The organism is Streptomyces sp. NPDC005820, from assembly GCF_040630255.1.
In the GTDB taxonomy this organism is placed as follows: Bacteria; Actinomycetota; Actinomycetes; order Streptomycetales; family Streptomycetaceae; genus Streptomyces.
Genome location: NZ_JBEXXE010000001.1, coordinates 90,484 through 110,625, shown reverse-complemented (window position 1 = coordinate 110,625; position 20,142 = coordinate 90,484). Strand labels below are relative to the sequence as shown.

The 20,142-nt window shown below is 70.3% G+C and carries 16 protein-coding genes and 1 tRNA gene; 8 read left to right on the top strand and 9 right to left on the bottom strand.

All coding sequences use genetic code 11. The features are described from left to right. Nucleotides 1–3: 3 nt before the first annotated feature. Complete coding sequence (locus ABZ464_RS00495; protein WP_359268748.1) at nucleotides 4–465, bottom strand: MarR family transcriptional regulator; 462 nt, start codon at nucleotides 463–465, stop codon at nucleotides 4–6. Nucleotides 466–615: 150 nt separating this feature from the next. On the opposite strand from ABZ464_RS00495, the gene ABZ464_RS00490 reads away from it, so the two are divergent. Further along, nucleotides 616–2,049: an MFS transporter gene (locus ABZ464_RS00490; protein WP_359268745.1), complete on the top strand. Its 1,434-nt coding sequence runs from the start codon at nucleotides 616–618 to the stop codon at nucleotides 2,047–2,049. 85 nt (nucleotides 2,050–2,134) lie between these two features. Here ABZ464_RS00490 and ABZ464_RS00485 read toward each other — a convergent pair whose 3' ends face one another. Beyond that, nucleotides 2,135–3,046, bottom strand: coding sequence for a hypothetical protein (locus ABZ464_RS00485; RefSeq protein WP_359268742.1), 912 nt, complete (start codon nucleotides 3,044–3,046; stop codon nucleotides 2,135–2,137). Nucleotides 3,047–3,168: 122 nt separating this feature from the next. On the opposite strand from ABZ464_RS00485, the gene ABZ464_RS00480 reads away from it, so the two are divergent. The 4 genes from ABZ464_RS00480 (at nucleotide 3,169) to ABZ464_RS00465 (ending at nucleotide 9,677) form a co-directional block, all read left to right on the top strand. After that, nucleotides 3,169–3,519, top strand: coding sequence for a chorismate mutase (locus tag ABZ464_RS00480; RefSeq protein WP_359268739.1), 351 nt, complete (start codon nucleotides 3,169–3,171; stop codon nucleotides 3,517–3,519). Nucleotides 3,520–3,670: 151 nt separating this feature from the next. After that, nucleotides 3,671–6,166 carry an aminopeptidase N gene (gene pepN, locus ABZ464_RS00475; RefSeq protein ID WP_359268736.1) on the top strand — a complete coding sequence of 832 codons (2,496 nt, stop codon included), beginning with the start codon at nucleotides 3,671–3,673 and terminating at the stop codon, nucleotides 6,164–6,166. A gap of 560 nt (nucleotides 6,167–6,726) precedes the next feature. Further along, a complete protein-coding gene (locus tag ABZ464_RS00470; RefSeq protein ID WP_359269593.1) occupies nucleotides 6,727–8,205 on the top strand; it encodes an aminotransferase class V-fold PLP-dependent enzyme in 1,479 nt (492 codons plus the stop codon). Nucleotides 8,206–8,255: 50 nt separating this feature from the next. Beyond that, nucleotides 8,256–9,677 (top strand): SidA/IucD/PvdA family monooxygenase, encoded by a 1,422-nt coding sequence (locus tag ABZ464_RS00465; protein ID WP_359268733.1) that lies wholly within the window; start codon nucleotides 8,256–8,258, stop codon nucleotides 9,675–9,677. 27 nt (nucleotides 9,678–9,704) lie between these two features. Here the strand turns inward: ABZ464_RS00465 and ABZ464_RS00460 are convergent, their stop codons facing one another. Beyond that, a complete protein-coding gene (locus ABZ464_RS00460) occupies nucleotides 9,705–11,519 on the bottom strand; it encodes a 5'-nucleotidase C-terminal domain-containing protein (RefSeq protein WP_359268730.1) in 1,815 nt (604 codons plus the stop codon). A 163-nt stretch (nucleotides 11,520–11,682) separates the two neighbouring features. Between ABZ464_RS00460 and ABZ464_RS00455 the strand changes: the two genes are divergently transcribed. Together ABZ464_RS00455 and pyk are read left to right on the top strand one after the other, a co-directional pair. Continuing rightward, nucleotides 11,683–12,387 carry an SIMPL domain-containing protein gene (locus tag ABZ464_RS00455; protein ID WP_359268727.1) on the top strand — a complete coding sequence of 235 codons (705 nt, stop codon included), beginning with the start codon at nucleotides 11,683–11,685 and terminating at the stop codon, nucleotides 12,385–12,387. 156 nt (nucleotides 12,388–12,543) lie between these two features. Beyond that, entirely contained in the window at nucleotides 12,544–13,980 is a 1,437-nt protein-coding gene (pyk, locus tag ABZ464_RS00450; protein WP_359268724.1) for a pyruvate kinase, read from the top strand. Nucleotides 13,981–13,988: 8 nt separating this feature from the next. Here the strand turns inward: pyk and ABZ464_RS00445 are convergent, their stop codons facing one another. Together ABZ464_RS00445 and ABZ464_RS00440 are read right to left on the bottom strand one after the other, a co-directional pair. Then, the gene (locus ABZ464_RS00445; protein ID WP_359268721.1) at nucleotides 13,989–14,744 is read right to left on the bottom strand and encodes a helix-turn-helix domain-containing protein; all 756 of its coding nucleotides are present in this window, start codon (nucleotides 14,742–14,744) and stop codon (nucleotides 13,989–13,991) included. 106 nt (nucleotides 14,745–14,850) lie between these two features. Beyond that, a tRNA-Leu gene (locus ABZ464_RS00440) sits at nucleotides 14,851–14,924 on the bottom strand. A 101-nt stretch (nucleotides 14,925–15,025) separates the two neighbouring features. On the opposite strand from ABZ464_RS00440, the gene ABZ464_RS00435 reads away from it, so the two are divergent. Beyond that, the gene (locus tag ABZ464_RS00435) at nucleotides 15,026–15,682 is read left to right on the top strand and encodes a response regulator (protein ID WP_359268718.1); all 657 of its coding nucleotides are present in this window, start codon (nucleotides 15,026–15,028) and stop codon (nucleotides 15,680–15,682) included. A gap of 77 nt (nucleotides 15,683–15,759) precedes the next feature. Here the strand turns inward: ABZ464_RS00435 and ABZ464_RS00430 are convergent, their stop codons facing one another. From ABZ464_RS00430 to ABZ464_RS00415, 4 genes are read right to left on the bottom strand one after another with little or no spacing between them, the layout of a single operon-like run. Next, nucleotides 15,760–16,476, bottom strand: a complete 717-nt coding sequence (locus tag ABZ464_RS00430) for an ABC transporter ATP-binding protein (RefSeq protein ID WP_055635601.1) — start codon at nucleotides 16,474–16,476, stop codon at nucleotides 15,760–15,762. Then, the gene (locus tag ABZ464_RS00425; protein ID WP_359268714.1) at nucleotides 16,473–17,369 is read right to left on the bottom strand and encodes an ABC transporter ATP-binding protein; all 897 of its coding nucleotides are present in this window, start codon (nucleotides 17,367–17,369) and stop codon (nucleotides 16,473–16,475) included. The genes ABZ464_RS00430 and ABZ464_RS00425 overlap by 4 nt, the downstream gene beginning before the upstream one ends. Before the next feature lie 5 nt (nucleotides 17,370–17,374). After that, entirely contained in the window at nucleotides 17,375–19,201 is a 1,827-nt protein-coding gene (locus ABZ464_RS00420) for a branched-chain amino acid ABC transporter permease (RefSeq protein WP_359268711.1), read from the bottom strand. 5 nt (nucleotides 19,202–19,206) lie between these two features. Further along, a complete protein-coding gene (locus ABZ464_RS00415; protein WP_359268708.1) occupies nucleotides 19,207–20,139 on the bottom strand; it encodes a branched-chain amino acid ABC transporter permease in 933 nt (310 codons plus the stop codon). Between the last annotated feature and the right edge of the window lie 3 nt (nucleotides 20,140–20,142).

Sequence of the window (20,142 nt, the reverse complement as noted above, 5' to 3'; positions counted from 1 at the left end):
GCGTCAGCCGGTGAGCCGGGCCGTCGCCCGGCTCTGGGCCTCGGTCATGACCTCCAGGAACCGGTTCACCGTCTCCAGCTCCTGCGCGTCGAACTCCTCGCACGCCCGGACGATGTCGCGGGCCCACTCCTCGAAGAACCCCGCGAGCTCGGCGAGCTTGGCCTCGTCGAGCTCGACGAGCACGCGCCGCTTGTCCGTGGGGTGCCTGACCCGGCGGACGAACCCCTTGGCCTCCAGCCGGTCGAGCATGCCGGTGACGGAGGCCGGGGCCAGACCGGTGTGCTCGGCCAGGTCCTTCGCGGTGAGCGGGCCCCGGCGCTGCAGCACGTCGAGGGTCTTCTCCTCCGTGGCGTTCAGCCCCTGCTTCGCCGCGATCGCCGAGTGGAACATCACCGTGACCATGCTGTGCTGCCGGCCCACGGTCATCAGCCGTTCCAGGGCGGCGGCCCGCCGTTCGTCGGTCATGGGGGCCAGGATAACAAATATTTCGTTCGGACGAACTAACGACTTGCGCGGGCAGGCCTCCCGGTGCAAGTCTTTCGTTAGGTCGAACGAAATAAATCCGCACGAGATCCCGAGATCCGCACGGGATCCGGACGAGATCCGGAGGCTCCCATGACCGCCCCCCTCACCACCCCGCCGACCCTCGCGCCGCCACCGCACCCGCACCGCTGGGCCGCCGCCGTCGTCATGACGGTCGCCGCCCTGATGGACCTCGTCGACACCACCATCGTCAACGTCGCGATCCCCTCCATCGCGGACGACCTGCACGCCTCCCCGGACGCGCTCCAGTGGACGGTCTCCGCCTACCTCCTCGGCTTCGCCGCCGCCCTGATCGTCTCCGGCCACCTCGGCGACCGCTACGGCCGCCGCACCCTCTTCCTCCTCGGCACCGCAGGCTTCGGACTGGCGAGCCTCGCCTGCGGCATCGCCCGGACCCCCGGCCAGCTGATCGCCGCCCGAGCCGTCCAGGGCGTCCTCGCCGCCGTCCTGATCCCCCAGGTCATCGGCTCCTTCCGCACCCTCTTCCAGGGCCGCGAACGCGGCGCCGCCTTCGGGATGTACGGCGCCGTCGCCGGCTTCGCCTCCGCCGTCGGACTGCTGCTCGGCGGAGTCCTCACCGACGCCGACCTGTTCGGCTGGGGCTGGCGGTCGGTGTTCCTGGTGAACGTGCCCGTCGCCCTGATCACCCTCGTCGCCGGAGCCCTCCTCGTCCCCGCCACCCGGGAACGCTCCGCGGGCCGCCCCGACACCCTCGGCAGCCTCGCCCTCGCCGCCGGCCTCGTCGCGATCGTGCTGCCCCTCGTCCAGGGCCGCGAGAACGGCTGGCCGCTGTGGGGCTGGCTCTGCCTGGCCGCCGGCGTGCTCACCGTCACCGGCCTCGGCGTCCTCCAGGCCCGACGCCACCCCACCACCACCGTCCCCCTCCTCCCCGCCCGCGCCTTCCGGCTCCCCGCGTTCTCCGTCGGCGTCCTGGTCCAGCTCCTCTTCTCCGTCGGCATGCAGGGCTTCTTCCTCGTCTTCGCCGTCTGGCTGCAGTCCGGCCAGGGCTACACCCCCCTGCAGGCCGGCCTGCTCACCGTCGCCTTCTCCGTCGGCGGCTTCCTCACCGCCCCGGCCGCCGACACCCTCGCCGTGCGCCACGGACGGCTCGTCCTGGCCGCCGGAGCGCTGCTCATGGCCGGCGGCTTCGGCTGGGTGTGGGCCGCGGTCGACGGCGCCGCCGCCGTCCACACCGGCGCCTGGCCGCTCGCCCCCGGCCTGGCCGTCGCCGGCGCCGGCCTCGGCTTCCTCGTGGTGCCCCTCGTCAACGTCGTCCTGTCCGCCGTACCCGCCGACCTCGCCGGCGGCGCCTCCGGGATCTTCTCCACCGCCCAGCAGTTCGGCGGCGCCCTCGGCGCGGCCACCCTCGGCACCGTGTTCTTCGGCCACGCCGACCAAGGACTCACCGAGGCACTGGGGACGGCGATGCCCTGGGTGACCGGCGGGTTCGTCCTGTGCGCGGCGCTGTGCACGGCGCTGCCGCGCACAGCGATCTCCGGCGCCTGACCGCGCTGTACGCCGGTCTGCGCACACCCGTCTGCGCACGGCGGACTGCGCCCGCCGGTCCCCGTACGCCGCCCCGTACACCGCCCTACGTGTCGCACTCCAGCACCGTCCGGCACAGCCCGCACCGCGCCCGGACCCGCCCCTTCACCGGCACCCTGATCCGCTGGTGGCAGGTCGGGCAGGGAAACGTCACCCGCAACGGCCCCCGCGGGTCCGGCGCGAACGCGTACGACGGCTCCGAGGCCGCCGCCGACCGGTGGTCCCCACCCTGCCCATGGCCCTGCGCATGCCGCCGGTCCCGGGCGTACCGGCGCCGCCCCGCCCACCCCGCCGCCGTCAGCGGCGGCTGCCGCCCGTCGTGCAGAGCCCGCTCACGCCCCCGCACATACGCCGAGTACGCCTGCGCACTGGTGAACCACACCGACGGATCCTCCCCGAACACCAGCGACCGCTTCGCCAGCACGTACCCGAACTCCTCCGGCGTCAGATACCCCAGCTTCTGCGAGGAGGCCGCGTCCTCCCGGTACGCGTCCAGCAGCAGCCAGCCCGCACCCAGATACGTCGTCGCCGTGTCCGTGAGGATCTCGTTGTCCCGCGTCCCCGGGAACGACAGGTCCAGCCGGTGCAGATACACATGCATGATCTCGTGCGCCAGCGCCGCCCCGATGTCCCGCCGGTGTGTCCGGAAACGGTCGTTCAGCTCGACGAAGTACTCCGGACCCGCCGCCAGCTCCACATGCGCCGCGTGCTCCATCTCCCGGAACGCCACGATCATCCGCGCGTCCGGCAGCCGGTAGTGCCGCACCAGCTCCCGCGCCACCCGCTGCGCCCCCAGATGCAGATCGTCGGTGTCGCAGAACGCCACGTCGACCGGCGGCACACTCGCCGCGAACTGGTGGATCGTGTCGTACGACAACCGCCGGTACAGCGCCGTGACAGCATCCCGCACCGTCTCCAGATGCGGAAAGCCGTGCTCGACCGGTCCGCCGTTGGCCACGCCCGCACCCCCAAGACGTCTGCACCCGACTCCACTGTACGAGGACCCCGCCGCGCGAGGTGACGGCGCGAGGGCGCCGCCGGTGACGGGCCGCCGAAGGCGACGCACTAGGGTGATCGCCCATGACCACCCGCAACACCCCCGGAACCGGCACCGGAGACGTCGACCCCGCCGTCCGCGCCGAACTCGACCGGCTGCGCGACAGCATCGACAACATCGACGCGGCCGTCGTCCACATGCTCGCCGAGCGCTTCAAGGCCACCCAGCAGGTCGGCCACCTCAAGGCCCGCCACCGGCTGCCCGCCGCCGACCCCACCCGCGAGGCCCGCCAGATCGAGCGACTGCGCACCCTCGCCGAGAACGCCAAACTCGACCCCGCGTTCGCGGAGAAGTTCCTCAACTTCATCATCGCCGAGGTGATCCGCCACCACGAGCGCATCGCCGAGGACGCCGCGACCCCGTCGTCCCGCTGACCCGCACCCACCCGCCCACCGGCGGCGCGATCCGGCCGGGCGGTGCCCCCCACCACGAGCGATGCCCGGCGCCTCCGGCGCGAGAAGGGACATTGGGCGCGTAACGATCCGCCCCTGTGCCCGGCCTGCGGTATCAGGCAGCATGTCGTGCATGTCCGTACTGACGCGCGACGAAGCGCTAAGCCGTGCCCGGCTCCTCGACGTCCACCGCTACACCATCGAGCTCGACCTGACCACCGGCGACGAGACCTTCGGCTCCCGCACCGCCATCAGGTTCACCGCACGCACCGATGGGGACACCTTCGTCGAGATCAAGCCCGCCGACCTGCACACGGTCACGCTCGACGGACAGCCGATCGACCCCGACAGCCTCGACGGCAACCGGATCGCCCTGAAGGACCTCGCCGCCGGGGAGCACGAACTCCACGTCGACGCCCGCATGCGCTACTCCCGCACCGGCGAGGGCATGCACCGCTTCACCGACCCCAGCGACGGTGAGACCTACCTCTACACCCAACTCTTCATGGACGACGTCCAGCGCGTCTTCGCCGCCTTCGACCAGCCCGACCTCAAAGCCGTCTTCGACCTGACCGTCAAGGCCCCCGAAGCCTGGACCGTCCTCGCCAACGGCGTCACCGAACACCTCGGCGACGGACAGTGGCGCGCCGCCACCACCCCCCTCATCTCCACCTACCTCGTCGCCGTCGCCGCCGGCCCCTGGCACTCCGTGCGCACCGAACACCGCGGCCTGCCCTTCGGCCTCCACTGCCGGCGCTCCCTCGCCCCCTACCTCGACGCTGACGCCGACGACCTCCTCGACATCACCCGCGCCTGCTTCGACCGCTACCACGAGAAGTTCGAGGAGCCCTACCCCTTCGACTCCTACGACCAGGCCTTCGTCCCCGAGTTCAACGCCGGCGCCATGGAGAACCCCGGACTCGTCACCTTCCGCGACGAGTTCGTCTACCGCTCCGCCGTCACCGACACCGAACGCCAGACCCGCGCCATGGTCATCGCCCACGAGATGGCCCACATGTGGTTCGGCGACCTCGTCACCCTGCGCTGGTGGGACGACATCTGGCTCAACGAGTCCTTCGCCGAGTACATGGGCTACCAGACCCTCACCGAGGCGACCCGCTTCACCGACACCTGGACCGACTTCGGCGTCGTCCGCAAGGCCTGGGGCTACGACGCCGACCAGCGCCCCTCCACCCACCCCGTCGCCCCCGAGGACGTCCCCGACACCGCCTCCGCCCTCCTCAACTTCGACGGCATCTCCTACGCCAAGGGCGCCTCCGCCCTGCGCCAACTGGTCGCCTGGCTCGGCGAGAAGGACTTCCTGGCCGGCATCAACACCCACTTCGCCCGCCACCGGTTCGCCAACGCCACCCTCGCCGACTTCATCGACTCCCTCGCCGCCGGCACCGACCGCGACGTCCACGCCTGGGCCGACGCCTGGCTGCGCACCACCGGCGTCGACACCCTCACCCCCGTCGTCACCGGCGCCAACGGCGAGCACCACCTCACCGTCGACCGCACCGGCAGCCGCCCCCACCGCATCGCCGTCGGCCTCTACGACCTCGACCTCCCCGGCGACGAAGGCCGCCTCACCCGCCGCGCCCCCCTCGAACTCGACATCCCGCAGAGCGCACCCGTCCCCCTCGGCAAGCGCCCCACCCTGCTCCTCCTCAACGACGGCGACCTCACCTACGCCAAGATCCGCTTCGACGCCCACTCCTTCCAGGGCGTCACCGCCCACCTGTGCGGACTACCCGACCCGCTCACCCGCGCCGTCGTCTGGAACGCCCTGCGCGACGCCGTCCGCGACGGCGAACTCGCCCCCGGCGCCTACCTCGACGCCGCCCGCGCCCACCTCCCGCACGAGACCGACCTCGCCCTCGTCCAGGGCGTCCTCGCCTTCGCCACCGCCCAGGTCGCCGGCCGCTACCTCACCCCAGAGGACCGCCCCGCCGCCCTCACCACCCTGTCCGCCCTGTGCCGCGACCTGATCCGCCGCACCGAGGACGGCGACCACCCCGGCCTGCGCCTGATCGCCGTACGCCACTTCATCAACGTCGCCGCCCAGCCCGACACCATCGCCGCCTGGCTCGCCGACGGCACCGTCCCCGGCGGCCCCGAACTCGACCCCGACCTGCGCTGGCGCGTCCTCGCCCGGCTCGCCGTCCTCGGCGCCACCGACGAGAGCGCCATCGCCGCCGAGTTCGAGCGCGACCCCTCCGCCACCGGCCGCGAGGGCGCCGCCCGCTGCCGCGCCGCCCTCCCCGACGAGGACGCCAAGGCGAAGGCCTGGGCCGCCATGTTCGCCACCGACGACCTCTCCAACTACCTCTTCACCGCCACCGCCCAGGGCTTCTGGCAGCCCGAACAGGCCGACCTGGTCCGCGCGTACGTCCCCCGCTACTACGAGGACGCCGTCGCCGTCGCCGCCCGCCGCGGCCCCGCCATCGCCGACGCCGCCGGCCACTGGGCCTTCCCCGCCCACGCCGTCGACCCCGACTCCCTCACCCTCGGCGAGACCTGCCTGCGCGACGCCGACCCCATCCCGGCCCTGCGCCGCAAACTGACCGACCAACTCGACGACCTCCGACGCGCGTTGAAGGTGCGCGCCACGCACGGCACCGTGTAGCCCGCGCTCTCCTCCCGACGATCGGTATCCACTTTCGGGTACCGATCGTTGGTCTTTTCGGGCGTGTCTCCGCATCGGCGTACAAGCTGGAGCCCCTTCTGCCCCGCGCCCGCCCGGAGGACCCCATGAGCACCCCGCCGCCCGGCTCGGGCTCCGAAGGCCCCGCCCCTCTCCGGCCGCCGCTCGCCTCGGGCCCCGAAGACCCCACCCCTCTCCGACCGCCGCTCGCCTCGGGCTCCGAAGGCCCCGCCCCTCTCCGACCGCCGCCCGGCTCGGGCTCCGAAGGCCCCGCCCCTCTCCGACCGCCGCTCGCCTCGGGCCCCGGGGGCGCCGACGCACTACGGCCCCTGCTCGCCACCGTCCTCGACGCCCTCGACGCGGGCGCACAGGCACGCGGCGGACCCCTCCCGCCCGGCGGCCCCGACGCGGTCGCCGCCCGGCTGAGCGCCGCAGTCGGCGACGTACTCCCCGAACACGGCGACCCCCACGCCCTGCCCACCCTCGTCCGCGCCCTCGCCGAAGGCTCCGCCGACCCCGCCCACCCCCGGTGCGCCGCCCATCTGCACTGCCCGCCCCTCGCCGTCGCCACCGCCGCCGACCTCGCCGTCAGCGCCCTCAACCCCTCCCTCGACTCCTGGGACCAGGCCCCGGCTTCCTCCGAGCTGGAGGCGCTGGTGACCCGGGCACTCGCGAGGGAGGTCTACCCCGAGCTGTCCAAGGGCGCGGAACCCTGCCGACATCCGGCTCCGCAGCGGGGCGCGACAAGCCACCCCGCACCCACAGCCGACGACGCCCGCAACCCACCCCACCCCGATGCCCGGCCCTCGGCCCGTCCCGAGGCCCGGAACCCACTCCACCCCGATGCCCGGCCCTCGGCCCGTCCCGAGGCCCGGAGCCCGCTCCACCCCGATGCCCGGCCCTCGGCCCGTCCCGAGGCCCGGAGCCCGCTCCACCCCGATGCCCGGCCCTCGGCGCATCCCGAGGCCCGCAACCCACCCCACCCCGACGCCCGACCATCGGCCCGTCCCGAGGCCCGCAACCCACTCCACCCCGACGCCCCGCCCTCAGCTCACCCCGACGCCCCGAACCCACCCCACCCCGACGCCCTCGTCACCACCGGCGGTACCGAGTCCAACCACCTCGCCCTCCTTCTCGCCCGTGAGACCCTCGGCCCCACCGTCCGCCTCCTGTGCGGCAGCAACGCACACCACTCCCTGACCCGCGCCGCCTGGCTCCTCGGCCTGCCCGAACCCGTCGTCGTCCCCGCCCCCGCCGGCACCCTCGACCCCGCCGCCCTCGACGCAGCCCTCACCGCCGTGCCCGGCCCCCATCTCGTCGCCGCCACCGCGGGCACCACCGACGCCGGACTCATCGACCCCCTCCCCGACATCGCCGCCCGCTGCGCCGCCCACGGCGCCCGCCTCCACATCGACGCCGCCTACGGAGGCGGCCTCCTCTTCAGCGACCGCCACCGCCCCCTGCTCGCCGGACTCGACGCCGCCCACACCGTCACCCTCGACCTGCACAAACTCGGCTGGCAACCCGTCGCCGCCGGACTCCTCGCCGTCCGCGACCCCGCCGACCTCACCGCCCTGCACCAGCACGCCGACTACCTCAACGCCGACGACGACACCGAAGCCGGCCTCCCCGACCTCCTCGGCCGCTCCCTGCGCACCACCCGCCGCCCCGACGTCCTCAAGATCGCCGTCACCCTCAGGACCCTCGGCCGCCACGGCCTCGGCGCCCTCGTCGACCAGGTCTGCGACCACGCCCGCACCTTCGCCGCCCTCGTCCGCGACCACCCCGGCCTCGAACTCCACGCCCCGCCCACCATCAGCACCGTCCTCTTCCGCCCCACCGGCGCCCCCGACACCGCCGTCGCGGAGATACGCCGCCGCCTCCTCACCGACGGCCACGCCGTCCTCGGCCGCGCCCGCCTCGACGGCCGCCTCTGGCTCAAGGCCACCCTCCTCAACCCCCACACCAGCCCCCACGAACTCGCCGCCCTCCTGAAAACAGCCTCGGAAACCGGCCCCTGAAACGGCCGCCGAAACCGGCCTGTGTAAACGGCAGAAGGAAGCACCCCCGCATGAACACGCCCCCACCCCCCGACACCGACACCCCCCGCGACCTCGTCGGCATCGGCATCGGCCCCAGCAACCTCTCCCTCGCCGCCCTCGCCCACCCCCTCGCCGAACTCGACGCCGTCTTCTACGAACAACGCCCCCGCTTCGACTGGCACCCCGGCCTCCTCATCGACGGCGCCCGCGTCCAGGTCCCCTTCCTCGCCGACCTAGTCACCCTCGCCGACCCCACCAGCCCCTGGAGCTTCCTCAACTACCTCAAGACCCACCACCGCCTCTACCCCTTCTACTTCGCCGAGCACTTCCACATCCAGCGCGCCGAATACGACACCTACTGCCGCTGGGTCGCCGACCACCTCCCCGGACTCCACTTCCGCCACCAGGTCGACGCCGTCCGCTGGAACCCCGAACGCGACATCTTCGAAGTCGACTTCACCCAGCTCGACACCGACGGAGAAGCCGAGGCCCTCGGCCGCACCCACACCAGGAACGTCGTCCTCGGCATCGGCACCGAGCCCTACGTCCCCGACCCCCTGCGCCCCCTCGTCGAGGCCCCCGGCGTCCCCGTCCTGCACGCCGGCGACTACCTCGCCCACCGCGACACCCTCCTCGCCGCCGGCCACGTCACCGTCGTCGGATCAGGACAGTCCGGCGCCGAGGTCTTCCTCGACCTCCTCCGCCACCGCCCCGCCGGCCGCGAACAACTCCACTGGATCGGCCGCACCGAGGCCTTCGCCCCCATGGAGTACTCCAAACTCGGCCTCGAACACTTCACCCCCGACTACACCCGCTACTTCCACGCCCTCGCCGAACCCGTCCGCGACCGCCTCGTCAGCGCCCAGTGGCAGCTCCACAAGGGCATCGACGCCGGCACCCTCGCCGCCATCCACGACGAGCTCTACCGCCGCACCCTCGACGGCGGCTGGCCCGACGCCGTCCTCACCCCCGGCGTCCAGGTCCGCACCGCCGGCCGCATCTCCACCACCCGCATCGAACTCCACCTCGAACACACCCAGCAGAACACCCGCTCCCGCCTCACCACCGACGCCGTCGTCCTCGCCACCGGCCACCGCGAACGCCCCCTCGACCGCATCCTCGCCGGCCTAGACCCCTATCTGCGCCGCGACAGCGGCGAACGCCCCCGCATCGACGAACACTTCCGACTCGTCCTGGACCCTGCCGTCACCGCCACCGGCTGCCACATCTACGTCCAGAACGCCGAACGCCACACCCACGGCGTCGGCGCCCCCGACCTCGGCCTCGCCGCCTGGCGCAGCGCCACCGTCCTCAACACCCTCACCGGCAAGGACAACTACCCCCTGCCCACCCGCACCGCCTTCACCAGCTTCGGCCTCGAACAACGACAGCCCCAGATCCCGCCCGCACGCCGGCCCCCCACACTGACCCCCCTGCGCGACGGAATCTGAGGCCGCCACCTCAGCTCAGAGCACGGCTCAGAACACCGGCGTACCGTCCCGCGTGAGCTTCCAGTCCACCGAGGCGAAGTCCTTCGGGTCCAGCACACCCTTCGCGGTCACCCACTCCGCGATCCGCGTCCGGATCTCCGTCGACTCCGACCACAGCTCGGTGGCGGAGGCCACATGCGGGAACGCCCCACCGCCGTTCGCCCGGTAGTTGTTCACCGCGAACACGAACTGCTGCGCGCCGTCCAGCGCCGCCCCGTTGAACGTCAGGTTCTTGATCCGCGAACCCGCCGCCTGCGCGATGTCGATGTCGTACGACAGCCCCGACACATAGTCGTAGTTGTAGTCCGGCCGGTTGTTCGCGTTCGTCAGCTTGTCGACGTCCACGACCACGCCGGCGGCCGTCTGCACGAAGTACTCCGCCGAGTACTCCAGGTACGCCTTGATCTGCGCGCCCGTCAGCAGCTTCGCCACCAGCGTGTTGTCGTACACGTACAGGCTCGACAGATCCCGGATCGTCACGTTGCCGGCCGGGATCTCCGACGTACGGGAGAACGGCGACGCCTGCGCGATCACCGGCAGCGACGCGTACGACGTCCCCGCCAGCGCCGCCTTGACGACATCCTCCTGCACCTTGGTGATCAGGTCGATGATCGGGGCGTCCTTGTACCGCGCCTCGACCGTCGTCAGCGTCTCCGTCGCCGTACCGACCACCTGGTTGACGTACTCCACGACCTTCGCGTGCTCGTCACTCAGCAGCTTGGTGATCTTCGGGTCGTCCGCCACGGTGTTGGAGTTCAGCACCTTCGACGCCACCGACTCGACCGTCCACCGCCCCTTCTCGAACACCAGCTCGATGTCGAACACGGACAGCCGCTCCGCGTACGCCAACGGCTCCGACAGGACGACCGTCTTCCCGGTCTTCTCGTTCGTCACCTTCAGCTCGGGAATCTCCACATGCGCGTGCCCCACCAGCACCGCGTCGATGTCCGGCACCTGCTGTGCCACCAGCGCCGCCGAGTTCTCGACGTACGGCAGCTGGTCACCGTAGGAGGAGGTGCCCGACGAACCCGAGTGCGCCGAGACCACGACCACGTCCGCGCCCATCGCCTTCAGCTTCGGCACCCACTTCGCGGCCTGCTCCTCAAGGCCCGGGAACGCCAGCTTGCCCTGCACATAGGCCTTGTCCCAGATCGCGATACCGGGGTTCGTCAGACCCAGGATCGCGACCTTGACCGGCGGCGCGCCCTTCACGCAGAACGTCCTGATCGCATACGGCTGGAAGGCCGGCCTCAGCGTCTTGGCGTCCACCGCGTTCGCGCCCAGCAGCGGGAACCGCAGCTGCGACTCGAACTTCCGCAGCGTCTCGATCCCGTAGTTGAACTCGTGATTGCCCAGCGCCGCCGCGTCGTACCCGATCGCGTTCATCGCCTGCGCCATCGGGTGCACCGGACCACCCTTGGCGGTGATCGGGTCCACCTTCGCGTAGTAGTACGTCAGCGGCGTGCCCTGAATCGTGTCGCCCGCGTCCAGCAGCAGCACGTTCTCCCGCCCCTTCTCGGCGCGGATCTGGTTGACGAGCGTCGAGATGCGCGCGAGCCCCTGGGCGTTGCCCGCCTTGTCCGTGTACTCCGCGTTCTTGAAGTAGTCCCAGTTGAAGACATGCCCGTGCAGATCCGTCGTCCCCAGCACGGTCAGCGCGTACCGCTTCGGCTGCTTGACGGGCTTCCCCGGCCTCCCCGCCTCCGCAGCCTGCGCCGCCGGAGCCGCAGCCGCCCCCGCGATCGCCACTCCGGCCCCGGTCACGGCGGACTTCTTCAGAAACTTCCGGCGGTTCAACGGCATGTCTCGAGCTCCTAGCGGAATGGTCAACAACGCGCGTAGACAAACGCGCGTAGATTCTGACCCGGACATGACCGACAGCAACAGGTCCGGGAGGTTTCGATCTGGTGACCAGACCGGTCAACTCCCGCCACGCAAAGGGGAAAGGCATGACAAGGTGGGGCGTATGACCGCCCCGCAGATTCCCCCGTACGGCACCCCCGACACCCCCCTCCTCGCGGTACGCGGCGAGGCCGAACTCGACACCGACCCCGACCTCGCCCGCATCGGCATCACCGTCACCGCACGCGGCAAGGACCGCCGCACCACCCTCGACGACCTCACCCGCCGCAACACCACCGTCGTCGAACTGATCAAGTCCTACGGCGACGCCGTCGAGGACGTCTCCACGGGCGCGGTCTCCCTCACCCCGGAACTCGGGCAACGCGGCCGGGGCGAACGCGTCCGCGCCTACCACGGCCGCGTCCACCTCACCGCCGAGCTGACCGACTTCACCGCACTGGGCGAACTGACGACCCGCCTCGCCGACCTCGACCTCACCCGGGTCGACGGCCCCTGGTGGACCCTGCGCCCCGACTCGCCGGTTTACCGCCGCGCCCGCCGACAGGCGGTAGGGGACGCCGTCCAGCGGGCGAAGGAGTACGCGGAGGCGCTCGGCACCACGATCGGCGCCCTGATCGAGCTGGCCGACACCGGAACCGGATCGGCGCCCGGCCGCCCGCAGTCCGGCTTCGGCCGCCGTATGCGCCGAATGTCGGCGGCGGCGGACGACATGGAGTCCGCACCCGAGCCCCTGAACCTCGAACCGGAGCGGATGCGGGTCCGGGCCGAGGTGACCGCGCAATTCACGATGGTGCCGCCGACCCTGTGAATTCACCCATTCGGGGAATGCGGGCGCGATATCGGTATGCTCATAAGAGCGGCACCCCGCACAATTCAACAGTTGTCAACTCCCCTTCACTAAACGGTTGTTGGCCGGTCACGTCCCCCCGATTCGCTACTGCCCGGTAAGTCATAGGCTCGACTCATGCGCCGAGCAAAAATCGTTTGTACCCTGGGCCCCGCCACCGACTCGTACGACCAGATCAAAGCCCTGGTCGACGCCGGAATGGACGTCGCCCGCCTCAACCTCAGCCACGGCAGCCACGCCGAACACGAGGAGCGCTACCACCGCGTCCGCAAGGCCTCCGACGAGACCGGCCGCAGCGTCGGCGTCCTCGCCGATCTTCAAGGCCCGAAGATCCGCCTCGGCCACTTCGCGGAAGGCCCCGTACTCCTCGAACGCGGCGACACCTTCACCATCACCGTCGAGGACGGCGTCGCGGGCGACGGCAAGCGCTGCGGCACCACCTACGCCGGCCTCGCGCAGGACGTGACCCCGGGCGAACGGATCCTCGTCGACGACGGCAAGGTCTGCCTGGAGGTCACGGAGGTCGTGGGCCACGAGGTCCACACCCGGGTGGTCGAAGGCGGCGTCATCTCCGACCACAAGGGCCTGAACCTGCCCGGTGTCGCGGTCTCCGTCCCCGCCCTCTCCAAGAAGGACGAGGAGGACCTGCGCTGGGCGCTCCGCACGGGCTGCGACGTCATCGCCCTGTCCTTCGTGCGCAGCGGCCGCGACATCCTCGACGTCCACCGCATCATGGACGAGGAGGGTCGCCGCCTCCCGGTGATCGCCAAGGTGGAGAAACCCCAGGCGGTGGAGGCCATCGACGACATCGTCGCCGCCTTCGACGGCATCATGGTCGCCCGCGGCGACCTCGGCGTCGAGATGCCTCTCGAACAGGTCCCGATCGTCCAGAAGCGAGCGATCAAGCTGGCGAAGCGCAACGCCAAGCCGGTGATCGTCGCGACCCAGATGCTCGACTCGATGATCGAGAACTCTCGCCCCACCCGCGCCGAGGCCTCGGACGTGGCGAACGCGGTGATCGACGGCACCGACGCCGTCATGCTCTCGGGCGAGACGAGCGTGGGCAAGTACGCCATCCAGACGGTCCGCACGATGGCCAAGATCGTCGAGGCGGCTGAGGAGGACATCCTGGCCAAGGGCCTCCCGCCCCTCACCGAACGCAACAAACCCCGCACCCAGGGCGGCGCGGTCGCCCGGGCGGCGGCGGAGATCGGCGACTTCCTGAACGCCAAACTCCTGGTCGCCTTCACCCAGACCGGCGACACGGCCCGCCGCCTCTCCCGCTACCGCTCCCCGATCCCCCTCCTGGCCTTCACCCCGGAACAGTCGACCCGCTCCCAGCTGAGCCTGACCTGGGGCTCGGAAACCTTCCTGGTCCCGCCGGTGGGCTCCACGGACGCGATGGTCGACCAGGTCGACGAGCTGCTGCTGAGGTACGGCCGCTGCCAGAAGGGCGACATCATCGTGATCACGGCAGGCTCCCCGCCGGGTGTCTCGGGCGCGACGAACCTGGTCCGCGTCCACCATGTGGGGGAGGACGACAGTCCGAAGTAGGGGGCTGGTCAGTGCTTGGGGCCCACGTGGGCGTCGAGGAGGGCGACGGAGGCTTTGCGGGCGACGGAGACGTTGAACGGTGTTCCGTTGCGGGTGCAGTAGGTCCACTCGACGCCCAGCTTGTCGAGGGTGTCGGTATACAGCTGCCGGATGTCGTCGGAGAGGTTGGTGAAGAAGTAGCGCGGATACTCGTAGCGCTTGCGTTCGGCACCGATGGTCTTCTCGGTCCAGTTCGTGATGCGGCAGCCGTCAGAGTGGATGAGGCCCCGGATGAACTCCCAGGGGTGGGCGTCAACGATGGCTTGCTGCCAAGGCTCAAGGGTGATTCGACGGTCGTGCTTCTTGCCGGGGCCGTGCTGAGGAAAGAGGCGCGGCCAGTGCTGTGAGTAGGAGGTCACCGCGACGCAGCCCTGTCTCTGCAGGATGTACACGCCGATGCCCGGGCGCACCTTCCTGATGGCTTCGCGGCACAGTTCGATGAGCCCGGGCCACGCATCTGCGCAGGCGATGCGCAGGTAGTAGCCGCTGCGCCGATGTGGGCTAATGCATCCGTCGCCGAGATAGAGCCCGAGCAGATATGCGTATGCGCATTCGTCAGCGGGTGGTCCAGGGTCTTGAGGCGCGATACGAGGCAAGGGCTCTAGGCGGTCTTGCCAGGAGCGGATCGCGGCACGGGAGATACCGGTCTGCTTGCTTACCGAATTCAGGCTTCGGCCCTGCGCAACGAGGGCGAGTGCGCGCTTGCGTGTGCTGACGTCGTACATGTGGCCACTCTGTGAGGGTGATCACGACGACACGCAGCAAAAAGCGGATGTTCACGAGAATGGGAACATCCGCTTTTGATTGGCGACCTTCGAATTGAAGGTTAAGTGCCCCGGGTGGGATTCGAACCCACACTGAATACCTTTTGAGGGTATCGTCTCTGCCGATTGGACTACCGGAGCCTCTTCGAACCGAAGGTTAGTGTAGCCCCTCGGTGCCTCAAACATACAGGAGATAGGTAGGCTCTTGTCAGCAGTGCCCCTGCCCTGAACGAGGAGCCCCCGTGACCGCCCCCGAGTCGCCCCAGCCCGTAGACGTGCCCGATGACGACAAGTCGCACGTGCCGCCGCTGACGACCCGTGTCGTCATCGCCGAGGACGAGGCCCTGATCCGGCTCGATCTCAAAGAGATGCTGGAGGAGGAGGGCTACAGCGTCGTCGGTGAGGCCGGTGACGGTGAGCAGGCGATCGAGCTGGCCCGCGAGCACCAGCCGGACCTCGTCATCCTCGACGTGAAGATGCCCAAGATGGACGGCATCTCCGCCGCCGAGAAGATCGCGGAGGAGCGGATCGCGCCCGTGCTCATGCTCACCGCCTTCTCGCAGCGGGATCTGGTCGAGCGGGCCAGGGACGCGGGGGCCATGGCGTACCTCGTGAAGCCGTTCAGCAAGAGTGACGTCGTGCCGGCGATCGAGATGGCCGTCAGCCGGTTCAACGAGCTGAAGGAGCTGGAGAAGGAGGTCGCCGACCTCACGCTCCGGCTGGAGACCCGCAAGCTGGTCGACCGGGCGAAGTCGGTCCTCCAGACGGAGTACGGGCTGACCGAGCCCGCCGCGTTCCGGTGGATCCAGAAGACCTCCATGGACCGGCGGATGTCGATGCAGCAGGTCGCCGAGGCCGTCATCCAGGACGCCGAGGAGAAGAAGGCCAACAAGGGCTGACCCCGCCACACACACGACGAGGCCCGCACCCGGAGAAGGGGTGCGGGCCTCGTCGTATGCCGCGGAGAGGCGGAACCTCAGTCCTCGCCGAGGTAGGCCTTGCGGACCGACTCGTCGTGGAGGAGGTCCTGGCCGGTGCCGGAGAGGACGATGTTGCCGACCTCCATGACGTGGCCGTGGTCGGCGAGCGACAGCGCCGCCTGGGCGTTCTGCTCGATGAGCAGGATCGTCATGCCCTGGGACTTCAGCTCGGCGATGGTGGCCATGATCTTCTGCATCATGATGGGGGAGAGGCCCATGGAGGGCTCGTCCAGCATGAGCAGCTTCGGCTGGGACATCAGGGCGCGGCCCATGGCGAGCATCTGCTGCTCACCGCCGGACAGCGTGCCCGCGGCCTGCTTGCGGCGCTCTCCCAGGATCGGGAAGAGGTCGTAGGCGCGCTGGATGTCCTTCTCGATGCCCGCCTTGTCGCTGCGGAGGAAGGCGCCGAGGCGGAGGTTGTCCTCGATGGTCATGCGGGGGAAGATGTGCCGCCCCTCGGGGGAGTGGGCGAGCCCCAGCGAGACGATGTCGTGGGCGGGGACCTTCTTCAGCGACTTGCCGTTGAACTTGATCTGCCCGCCGACCGGCTTGAGCAGACCCGACAGGGTGCGCAGGGTGGTGGTCTTGCCGGCGCCGTTGGTGCCGATGAGGGTGACGACCTCGCCGGCCTCGACCTTGAAGGAGATGCCCTTGACGGCTTCGATCTTGCCGTAGGCGACCCGGAGGTCCTCGACTTCGAGCAGTGCGGTCATCGGTCGTTCTCCTTGCCGGGCGCGGCGTCCGTGGGGGCCTCGGCGTTGGCCTCGGCGGCCTCGACTTCGGCGATCTCTTCGTCGCCGGGGGCGTTCTCGAAGGGTTCGCCGAGGTAGGCGGCGACGACGCGTTCGTCGCCCTGGACGGTGGCGCTGTCGCCCTCGACGAGCTTCTCGCCCTGGACGAGGACGGCCACGCGGTCGCAGAGGTTGAAGATGAAGCGCATGTCGTGCTCGATGACGAGGACGGCGATGCCCTTGTCGCGGATGGCGAAGACGAGTTCCTCGGTGGCCCGGGTCTCCTGGGGGTTCATGCCGGCGGTCGGCTCGTCGAGGAGGAGCAGGCCCGGCTCGCTGGCCAGGGCCCGCGCGATCTCGAGCTTGCGCTGCTCGCCGTACGGCAGATTCCGCGCGAGGTGCTCGGCCTTGTTTTCGAGGCCGACGAACTCCAGGAGTTCCATGGCGCGTTCGCGGGAGGCCGCCTCGGCCTTGTGGAAGCCGGGGCCGCGCAGGACGGCCGACCAGAAACCTTCCTTCGTCCGCGTGTGACGGCCCACCAGCACGTTCTCCAGGACCGTCATGTTGGCGAACAGTCGGATGTTCTGGAAGGTGCGGGCGATGCCGGCGGCGGTGACCTTGAAGGACTTGGGCGGCAGGACGGTGCCCTTGTAGCGGACTTCGCCCTCGGTGGGGATGTAGAGGCCGGTGAGGCAGTTGAAGAAGGTCGTCTTGCCGGCGCCGTTGGGGCCGATGAGGCCGACGATCTCGCCGCTGTTGACGGTGAGGTTGACGTCGCGGACGGCGGTGAGGCCGCCGAAGCGCATGGTGACGCCGCGTGCGTCGAGGACCGTCTCGCCGGTGGGGGCGACCGTGGTGGTGGTGTCGGTGGTCATGGTGGTCAGGCCCCTGCCTTCGTGAGGACGGTGGGCGCTTCCGCTTCCTCGTGGAACTCGAGCTGGCGGCGGCGGTTGGGGATCATGCCCTCCGGCCGGAAGCGCATCAGCAGGATGAGTGCGAGGCCGAAGGCGAAGAGCTGGTAGTCGCCCAGGAACTGGAGCTTGTTGGGGATGAGGAAGAGCAGGGAGGCGCCGATGAGGGGTCCGCCGATGGTGCCCATGCCGCCGAGGACGACCGCGGCGAGGAGGAAGGCGGAGTTGGGCGGGATGGGGCCGGCGAAGAGGTACTGCTCGGGCGTCACGGTGTAGGTGACGTGGGCCTGGACGGTGCCGGCGAGGCCGGCGAGGGAGGCGCCGACGGCGAAGGCGATGAGCTTGACGCGGAAGCCGTTGATGCCCATGGCGAGGGCGGCGGTCTCGTCCTCGCGGATGGCGACCCAGGCGCGGCCGATGCGGGAGTCACCGCTGCGCCGGAAGACCAGCACGACGATCGCGGTGATGATGAGCATCAGGAAGAAGTAGTTGGCGAAGCGGCCGATGTCGACGCCGAGGATGTTGTGGACGGCTCCGAAGTCGAACCCGAGGATGTTCAGGTTCGGGATGGAGGAGATGCCGTTGGATCCGTTGGTGATGTCGGGGCCGGAGGTGCCGTCGAGGTTGTTGGCGGTGATGCGGAAGATCTCACCGAAGCCGAGGGTGACGATGGCGAGGTAGTCGCCGCGCAGGCGCAGGGTCGGGGCGCCGATGAGGACGCCGAAGACCAGGGAGGCGGCGCAGCCGACGAGGGCGGCGGCCCAGAACGGGAAGTGCACGTCGAACGGCGAGCTGGGGGAGCCGGAGACCATGGCGGCGGCGTAGGCGCCGACGCCGAGGAAGGCGACGTAACCGAGGTCGAGGAGGCCGGCGAGGCCGACGACGATGTTCAGGCCGAGGGCGACGGTGGCGAAGATGAGGATGTAGACGCCGAGGGTCGCGTACTGGTCGTCGGTCTGGGTGAAGGGGAAGGCTGCGGCTGCCACGAACGCGCCGCAGACGGTGATGTTCTGGTGCCGGGCGGTGATCTGGCTGGCCTGGGCGACGAGGCCGGCCTTGCCGACGGCGGCGAAGCCGAAGCCGGCGGTGATCAGGAAGCCGATGAACAGTTCGTCGTACTCGGTGCCGATGCCGTAGGTGAAGACGGTGAGGGCGAGGGCGAGGACGGCGACGATGACCAGGATCTCGGCGTACGCGGGCAGGGCCGGGGCGGGGCGCGGGGTGCTGGTGGCGAAGGCGGCCTTGACGGTCTGCCACTGGTGGCCGAGCTTGTGCTTGGTGTGTTCCCACGACGTGTCGTCGGGGTCGATCGGGTCGGGCTCGGGGTGCTCGAAGGGCAGGGCCAGGGCGCCGAGGAAGGTGGCGAGGCTGGCCACGGCGACGACGTAGCCGCCGGGTTCGAGGTTGACGGCACCGCCGAGGTCGACGCTGATCGCGATGACGGTGTACCAGGCGGTGGCGAATGTGGCGAGCGCGGCGAACTTGATCGCGCCGTCGGCGCCGGCGGGGGTGAGCCAGCCGAGGCCCTTGACGCCGTAGGAGGCGAGGGCGAAGAGGGTGGTGAGGGCGCCGCCGATGAGGACGAGGACCTGCAGGCCGCCCGGGTAGCCGTAGACGGTGAGGTCGCCGGGGAAGGCGGAGGTCCAGGTCCAGGCGAGGAAGGTGGAGATGATGGTGAGGATCGCGCCGCCGGTGGCGAGGGCGCGGGCGGCGGTCTCGGGGATGCCGATGAGGCCGGCGGTGGCGGGCGGTGCGGCGTCGTCGAAGGCTTCGGGTGTGGTGGTCTGTGTCGTCATCGGTGTCACGCCCTGTCCGCGACGCGCTCGCCGAGCAGGCCTTGGGGCCGGAACAGCAGCACGAGGATGAGGAGTACGAAGGCCCAGACGTCGGCCCAGGAGTTGCTGCCGAACTTGTCCATGCCGGGGATGTCGGCGATGTAGGCGGTGGCCAGGGTCTCGGCGATGCCGAGGACGACGCCGCCGATCATGGCGCCGTAGATGTTGCCGATACCGCCGAGGACGGCCGCGGTGAAGGCCTTGAGGCCGAGCAGGAAGCCCATGGTGAAGGAGATCTGGCCGTACTTGAGGCCGTAGGCGACGGCTCCGACGGCGGCGAAGGTGGCGCCGAGGGCGAACGCGATCACGATGATGCGGTCGGTGTTGACGCCCATGAGCTTGGCGGTGTCGGGGTCCTGGGCGGTGGCCTGCATGCCGCGTCCGGTGCGGGTCTTCATGACGAAGTAGGCGAGGAAGCCCATGCTGAGCGGGGCGGCGATGAGCAGGAAGATGTCACCGGTCTGGATGGTGACGCTGCCGAGCTCGAAGGGGCCGCCGTCGATCTGGGGGAAGACGCGGGCGGACTTGGCCTCGGGGTACCAGGCCCAGACGGCCTGCTGGAGCGCCAGGGAGAGGCCGATGGCGGTGATGAGCGGGGCGAGGCGTGGTGCGTTGCGGAGGGGACGGTAGGCGAACCGTTCCGCTCCCACGGCGACGGTGACGGAGACCATGACCGCGCCCACCAGCATGAGCGGCAGGGCGATGGCCATCGAGGTGCCGTCGGGCAGAATGTATACGTAGACCGTGAGAGCGCCGAACGCTCCGGTCATGAAGATCTCGCCGTGGGCGAAGTTGATGAGCTGGACAATGCCATAGACCATTGTGTAGCCGATGGCGACCAGGCCGTACATGGATCCCAGTAGCAGGCCGTTGACCAGCTGCTGCGGCAGTTCGTTCACCGC